The sequence below is a fragment of the Microbacterium maritypicum MF109 genome (assembly GCF_000455825.1).
Lineage (GTDB): Bacteria > Actinomycetota > Actinomycetes > Actinomycetales > Microbacteriaceae > Microbacterium > Microbacterium maritypicum_A.
In genome coordinates this window covers 114,574-120,909 of record NZ_ATAO01000013.1, presented here as the reverse complement: position 1 = coordinate 120,909, position 6,336 = coordinate 114,574, and the positions used below count along the sequence as shown (strand labels likewise).

Annotated in this window: 6 protein-coding genes; 3 read left to right on the top strand and 3 right to left on the bottom strand. The window is 67.5% G+C overall.

Going from position 1 to position 6,336, the window contains the following annotated elements; all coding sequences use genetic code 11:
• Positions 1–19 precede the first annotated feature (19 nt).
• The 3 genes from L687_RS23945 to L687_RS23935 all read left to right on the top strand — a co-directional run bounded on the left by L687_RS23945 (position 20) and on the right by L687_RS23935 (position 2,329).
• Complete coding sequence (locus L687_RS23945) at positions 20–979, top strand: hypothetical protein (protein ID WP_021198330.1); 960 nt, start codon at positions 20–22, stop codon at positions 977–979.
• Positions 979–1,950 (top strand): phosphotriesterase family protein, encoded by a 972-nt coding sequence (locus L687_RS23940; RefSeq protein ID WP_021198329.1) that lies wholly within the window; start codon positions 979–981, stop codon positions 1,948–1,950. Before L687_RS23945 ends, L687_RS23940 begins: the two co-directional genes overlap by 1 nt.
• Positions 1,951–2,032: 82 nt before the next feature.
• Positions 2,033–2,329 (top strand): putative quinol monooxygenase, encoded by a 297-nt coding sequence (locus L687_RS23935; protein ID WP_021198328.1) that lies wholly within the window; start codon positions 2,033–2,035, stop codon positions 2,327–2,329.
• 279 nt (positions 2,330–2,608) lie between these two features.
• On the opposite strand, the gene L687_RS23930 is transcribed toward L687_RS23935, so the two are convergent.
• The 3 genes from L687_RS23930 to L687_RS23920 form a co-directional block, all read right to left on the bottom strand.
• The gene (locus tag L687_RS23930) at positions 2,609–3,610 is read right to left on the bottom strand and encodes an ABC transporter substrate-binding protein (protein WP_021198327.1); all 1,002 of its coding nucleotides are present in this window, start codon (positions 3,608–3,610) and stop codon (positions 2,609–2,611) included.
• Positions 3,611–3,765: 155 nt separating this feature from the next.
• Positions 3,766–4,800, bottom strand: coding sequence for an ABC transporter permease (locus L687_RS23925; RefSeq protein ID WP_021198326.1), 1,035 nt, complete (start codon positions 4,798–4,800; stop codon positions 3,766–3,768).
• Positions 4,800–6,302, bottom strand: coding sequence for a sugar ABC transporter ATP-binding protein (locus tag L687_RS23920; protein WP_021198325.1), 1,503 nt, complete (start codon positions 6,300–6,302; stop codon positions 4,800–4,802). Before L687_RS23920 ends, L687_RS23925 begins: the two co-directional genes overlap by 1 nt.
• Between the last annotated feature and the right edge of the window lie 34 nt (positions 6,303–6,336).

Below are 6,336 nucleotides of genomic sequence, written 5' to 3'. Positions count from 1 at the left end.
CCGTCACCGAGGAGACCCGATGACCACCACCGCCGACGTCGTCGCCCCTGCCCCCGCTCCGGCATCCGCCGACTACATGGGCTTCGTAGGCGTGACCACCGCGTCGTCGTCGATCATGAAGGTCTTCCCCCTGTGGGCCGACATCCTGGAGCTGCCGACGCGCACCCTGGTCGGCCACGACCTGCCGATGGATGCCGATCCCGCGCAGTACCGCGCGATGGTCGAGCAGATCCGCGACGACCCGCATCACCGGGGAGCCCTCGTGACCACGCACAAGATGAACGTGTACGCCGCGGCATCCGACCTGTTCGACGAGCTCGACCCGTTCGCGGTGTCGTGCTCCGAGATCTCCAGCATCGCGAAGCGCGGCACGGTCCTGTCAGGGCGGGCGAAGGATCCGATCACCGTCGACCTGGCCCTGAACGACTTCCTTCCCGCCGATCACTTCGCTCGCACGGGCGGTGCGGTCGTGATCCTCGGGGCCGGTGGATCGGGCACCGCGCTGAGCTGGGCACTGGCCGAGCGGGCCGACGCCCCGTCGAAGATCACGGTCACCGCCCGCACACAGGACAAGCTCGACCACCTGCGCGAGGTGCACCGTCAGCACGGCACCCGCGAGGGCCTGATCGAGTACGTCGTGACGGCGACCCCCGCAGACGCCGATGCCCTGGTGGCTGCGGCCCCCGCAGGATCGGTGATCGCGAACGCGACCGGTCTCGGCAAGGACCGCCCCGGCTCGCCCCTGACCGACGCCGTGGTGTTCCCCGAGGGGGCGTACGCATGGGAGTTCAACTACCGCGGCTCGCTCGAGTTCCTGCACCAGGCCGAGGCTCAGGCATCCGCCCGCGGGCTGCACGTGGTCGACGGGTGGCGCTACTTCATCCATGGCTGGTCGCAGGTGGTGGCCGACGTGTTCGAGCTCGACCTCACGCCCGACGTCGTCGAACGGCTCGCCGAGGCCGCGGAGTCGGTGCGCTGATGCCCACCGTCGTCCGAACCGTGCTCGGCGACATCGCCCCTGCGCTCCTCGGGCGGGTGGACTATCACGAGCACCTGTTCCAGGTGACTCCGCTGCTGCCGGGCGACGAACTCGACGACGAGAAGGCCTCGGGCGAAGAAGCCGCCCTGCTGCAGGCGAGCGGGTTCGAGACGATGGTGGATGCCACGCCGTTCGGTCTCGCGCGCGACCCCGCACCCCTCGCCCGGATCAGCGCCTCGACCAGACTGCACATCGTCGCGACGACCGGACGACACCGGGAGGCCCACTACGGCGCGGACCATCCGATGCAGGTGTGGACCGCCGACCGTCTGGCCGCCCTCTTCATCGCCGACATCATGCGCGGCATGCCCGCCGACGACGGGGAGATCTTCGAGACACCCGAGGCGCCCCTCGCCGCGGCACCCGATGGCAGCCCCGTGCGCGCAGGTCTCCTCAAGGGCGGCGCCGACTACTGGCGCATCAGCCCGTTCGAGCGCACCACCCTGATCGCCGTGGCCGAGGCGCACCGCGCGACGGGCGCCCCGGTCATGGTGCATCTGGAGTTCGGCACGGCAGCCCACGAGGTGCTCGACCTGCTCGGGGCCGAGGGCGTGTCCGCCGACCGTGTCGTGCTGGCGCACGCCGACCGCGACCCCGACCCCGGGCTGCACGCGTCGCTCGCCGAACGCGGTGCCCACCTCGGGTACGACGGCTTCGCGCGTCCGCGCACCCGCTCCGACGCCGAACTGCTCGCCCTGACCGTCGCGGTGGTCGAGCGTGGTGCCGGCGACCGGATCGTGCTCGGCGGCGACGTCGCCCGGCGCACGAGGTACATCGCCTACGGTGGCATGCCCGGACTCGCCTACCTCGGCGACCGCTACCTCCCGCGCCTCCGCGCGGCCGTGGGAGACGAGGCCGTGCATCGAATGCTCGTGTCCACCCCGGCGCGGTTGCTGACCCTCTCGCCCTGACCCTGCCGCCCTGATCCGCGCCCTGAGCACGAGCATGGCCATGAGCATCCGCTTCCACCCCCGACACCCCCGAGGAGACACCGTGTCCGAGCCGACCATCCTGCACGCCACGTTCACCGCCCAGCCCGGAGCCGGCGATCGCGTGGCCGCCCTGGTGCGTGACTTCGCCGAGGTCGTGCGCGCCGAGGAGGGCAACATCGTCTTCGATGCGACCCGGCTCGTCGACGACCCCGACCGCTTCTTCGTCTACGAGGTCTACTGCGACGAGGCGGCCTTCCAGGCGCACATCGCCGCCCCCGCCGGAGTCCCCTTCAACGCGGCGTTGCAGGAGCTCATCGTCGAGCCGTCGTCGCAGCTCACCTTCCTCCGCCGCCTCTGACGGCCCCACGCCGTCACGCGGCGCCGTATCGCCGTGGCACGCCGTCCGTGACCATGCGGGGTGAGACCTCCGTGTGGGTGGGACCGCCGCGCGCGCTCCCGGCCTCTCCGCCCTGTTCACCTGTCGGAGGAATGCACGCATGTCGGAGGAATCGCCGGCGTCCGCTCCTGCATCCGGGAGACCTTCCGACATCCGGCACACGCGCACAGCACACGCACACACCCCGGACACGAAGAAGCCCCCCACCCGAAGGTGAGGGGCTTCTTCATGCATGCGGTGTCACTCGTAGAGCACAGCGGCGATCTTCGGGTCGTCGATGTTGCTCTTGTCGTACCAGTACGAACCGGTGTCGTAGAACTTCTCGACGTCCTTGCCGTTGGCGGCGTCGTAGGCCGCCTGCACGACCTGGGCGCCGATGCCGATCGGGTCCTGCGTGATGGCACCGGCCATGGTGCCGTCCTTGATGGCGTTGATCTGTGCGGCACCGGAGTCGAAGCCGACGATGGTGATCTTGCCCTTCTCGAGGCCCAGCTCGTTCACGGCGTTCACGACGCCGATGGCCGAGCCCTCGTTGGTGCCGTAGATGCCCTTGAGGTCGGGGTGTGCCGCGATCAGGGTCTTGGCGATGTCAGCCGACTTGAGGTGGTCGCCGTCGCCGTACTGGATGTCGACGATCTCGATGTCGGGGTAGTCCGCCTTGATCTTGTCGACGAAGCCGTCGCGACGCTCGACACCGGTCGAGTTGATCTGCGAGTGGCCGACGATCGCGACCTGTCCTTCGCCGCCGATCAGGTCGGCCATGTGCTCGGCAGCGAGCGCACCGGCGACCTTGCTGTCGGTGGCCGACAGGCTGAGCCCGACGTCACCGTTGCAGGGGGCGTCGAAGTAGACGACGGGGATGTCCTTCGCCTTGGCCTGCTCGAGCGGAGCGACGCACGCCTCGGGGTCGAGGGCGGCGTAGGCGATGGCGTCCGGGTTCTTGTCGATCGCAGCGGTCAGCATCTCGAGCTGGCCGGCGATCTCGGTCTCGGCTGCGGGGCCCTCGAACGTGATCTTCACGCCGAGCTCCTTCGCCTTGTCCTCTGCACCCTTCTTCACGGCCTGCCAGAACTGGTGCTGGAAGCCCTTCGAGACCATGGCGATGTACATCTCGCCGTCGTTGCTGCCGCCGCTGCTCGAGCCTTCCTCGATCACGTCGCCGCCACCGCCGGCACAGCCGGCGAACACCAGTGCGGATGCGGCCACGAGGGCCACGAGTGCGGTCTTCTTCCCGAATTTCATGAAAACTCCATTGTTTGGGTACGGCTCGGTTTGTTCTGTGTGGATGCCGGACGGGCCGGCGCTGTGGACATTCCAGGTGCCTGTGCGGATGTCTCCGCGGAGCCGGCCGGAGCCGGAGAACGACGACGGGCACGGGTTTCGCCGCCGCCCAGGTCTCAGGTGCGCTGTCGGTTGCGGAGCGAGTCGAGGAACACCGCGAGCAGCACGACCACGCCGACGACGATGTTCTGCCACTCGGGCTGGATCGACATGATGCGCAGGCCGTTCACGAGCACGCTCATGATGAGCGCGCCGATCACGGTGCCGAGGATCGATCCGCGTCCGCCCAGCAGCGAGGTGCCGCCGATGATGACTGCGGCGATCGCCTGCAGTTCGTATCCGGTGCCGATCTGCGGCTGGGCCGAGTCGAGGCGGGAGGCGATGACGATGCCCGCGACGCCGGTGAACGCCCCGGCGAACATGTAGATCAGGATCGTCCAGCGACGCGTGTTGACACCCGAGAGGCGCGTGGCCTCTTCGTTCGATCCGATCGCGAACGTGTAGCGGCCGAGCAGCGTCTTCGACAGCACCAGGTAGGCGATGATCGCGAGAACGGCGGTGACGAGCACGGCGTTCGGGATGCCGGGGATGATCACGCCGAGGGCGATCTTCTTGAAGTCGGGGGCCGAGGTGGAGAAGTAGATCGGTGCGACCCCCGAGATCACGAGGGCGAGGCCGCCGGCGATCATCATCATCGCGAGGGTGGCGATGAACGGAGGAAGCCGGAGGAACGTGATGTTCACGCCGTTGACGAGTCCCATCAGCACACCGGTCAGGATGCCGCCGATGACGCCGACCCACACCGGGAGCCCCATGTTCGTCACGAACACACCCGTCATCACGGCGCAGAGCGCCATCCCGGTGCCGATCGACAGGTCGATGCCGCCGGTGATGATGACGAAGGTGGTGCCGAGGGCGAGGATGCCGATGACGGCCGTCGACAGCAGCACGGTGGCGATGTTGCTGAAGGTGAAGAAGTTGGGGCTGGCGATCGAGAAGAAGATGATCAGCACGATGAGCGTGCCGAACGCCAGCGACTGCTGGAACTGACGCTTCAGGAACGCCCTGACGTCCCTCTTGTCCGTGTTCTCGTTCACGGCGGTCTGGATGATCGTCGTCGTCGACGATCCGGGCTGCTGCGGAGCGCTCATCAGTCTTCCTCCCCGTGGGCTGCGAGTTGCATGATCTTCTCCTGGCTTGCTTCCTCGTTGCGGAGCGTCCCGGTGATGCGACCGTTGGCGAAGACCGCGATGCGGTTCGCCACACGGAGGATCTCCGGGAGCTCGGATGAGATGACGATGATGGATTTGCCTGCGTCAGCGAGCTGCTGCATGAGGCGGTAGATCTCCTCCTTCGCGCCGACGTCGATCCCTCTGGTCGGCTCGTCGAAGATGAGGATGTCGCAGTCGCGCATCAGCCACCGGGCGATGACGACCTTCTGCTGGTTCCCTCCGGAGAGGAGCTTGACGACCTGGTTGACCGATGGCGTCTTCACGCGCAGTTGCTGCACGTACTCCTTGGTACGGTTCTTCGCCTTGCTGTCGCCCATCCAGCCGATCGCATTGGCGTAGGAGCCGAGCGAGGCGAGCACGGTGTTGAACGTCACGTCCTGCTCGAGCATGAGTCCGAGGAGCTTGCGGTCCTCCGAGAGGTATCCGACACCGTGGTGCACGGCATCCGCCGGCTGGGCGATGCGCACCGCGCGACCGTCGATGGCGATCGTGCCGCTGTCGCGGTGGTCGGCACCGATGACCGCACGGGCGGTCTCGGTGCGACCGGCGCCCATGAGCCCGGCGAAGCCGAGGATCTCGCCCTTGTGCAACTGGAACGAGACGTCTTTCAAGAGGCTCTTGGTCGACAGACCCTGCACTTCGAGGACCACGGGGTCGTTCGCGTGCTCGCGGGCCTGGGGGCGGGTCCCCTCGTCGATCACACGCCCGACCATCATCTCGATGATCGTCGGGATGGTGATCTCGGACTTGTCGAGTGATCCGATGTATGTGCCGTCACGCAGGACGGTCACGCGGTCGGCCAGACGGCGCAGCTCGTCCATGCGGTGCGAGATGTAGACGATCCCGGTGCCGCGCGCCTTGAGCTGCTCGATCAGCACGAAGAGCGTCTCGACCTCGGTGTCGGTGAGGGCCGAGGTGGGCTCGTCCATGATGAGGACCTTGGCGTTGAAGGACAGCGCCTTGGCGATCTCGACCATCTGCTGCTCGGCCACCGTGAGCTCGCCGACGAGCTGACGGGGGTTCAGGTGGATGTCGAGGCGCTGCAGCAGGTCGGCGGTCTGCGCGTTGAGCTTGCGCTCCGACAGGAACGGCCCCGTGGTGGGCTCTCGCCCCACGTAGATGTTCTGCGCGACGGTCAGATCGGGCATCAGGTTGAGCTCCTGATGGATGATCGTGATGCCGAGCTCCTGCGCCTGGAGGGGGCTCGTGAGCTCGACCTCCTGACCCTCGAACGTGATCGTGCCCTCGTCCTTGGTGTAGATCCCGGAGAGGATCTTCATCAGGGTCGACTTTCCCGCGCCGTTCTCGCCCACGAGCACGAGCACCTCGCCGGCGTGCACCTCGAGGTGCACGTCTTTCAGCGCCTGCACGCCGGGGAATCCTTTGCTGATCCCCTCGACCCGGAGGATGGGTCCACTCATGCGCTCACCTGCTTCCTTGAAGGTTCTGCTTCGA

Excerpts from the sequence above, each read along its gene's own strand:
- L687_RS23940 (WP_021198329.1), top strand. The coding sequence starts at position 979 with ATGCCCACCGTCGTCCGAACCGTGCTCGGCGACATCGCCCCTGCGCTC.
- L687_RS23925 (WP_021198326.1), bottom strand. The coding sequence starts at position 4,800 with ATGAGCGCTCCGCAGCAGCCCGGATCGTCGACGACGACGATCATCCAG.
- L687_RS23945 (WP_021198330.1), top strand. The coding sequence starts at position 20 with ATGACCACCACCGCCGACGTCGTCGCCCCTGCCCCCGCTCCGGCATCC.
- L687_RS23920 (WP_021198325.1), bottom strand. The coding sequence starts at position 6,302 with ATGAGTGGACCCATCCTCCGGGTCGAGGGGATCAGCAAAGGATTCCCC.
- L687_RS23930 (WP_021198327.1), bottom strand. The coding sequence starts at position 3,610 with ATGAAATTCGGGAAGAAGACCGCACTCGTGGCCCTCGTGGCCGCATCC.